The 228-nt window shown below is 52.6% G+C and carries 1 protein-coding gene; it reads left to right on the forward strand.

Annotated features, from left to right (window positions below; translation table 11 throughout):
* On the forward strand, window positions 1-228 hold a 228-nt coding region (locus FDX22_RS00525), incomplete at both ends, for a TDP-N-acetylfucosamine:lipid II N-acetylfucosaminyltransferase (RefSeq protein WP_146716566.1).

Below are 228 nucleotides of genomic sequence, written 5' to 3' on the forward strand. Positions count from 1 at the left end.
CGCGCTGCGTGCTGTCCATCAGCAGTTCGGCGACACGGTTAACGTGATTGTGCCAATGGGTTACCCGGCAAATAATGCAGGCTATATTGAAGAAGTGCGCCAGGCGGGTCTGGCGTTATTTAGCGCCGATAACCTGCAAATTCTCAGTGAAAAGCTGGAGTTTGATGCCTATCTGGCGCTACTGCGTCAGTGCGATCTGGGTTACTTTATTTTTGCCCGTCAGCAGGG

The sequence above is a fragment of the Citrobacter sp. TBCS-14 genome (genome assembly GCF_005280805.1).
Classification (GTDB): Bacteria; Pseudomonadota; Gammaproteobacteria; order Enterobacterales; family Enterobacteriaceae; genus Citrobacter; species Citrobacter gillenii.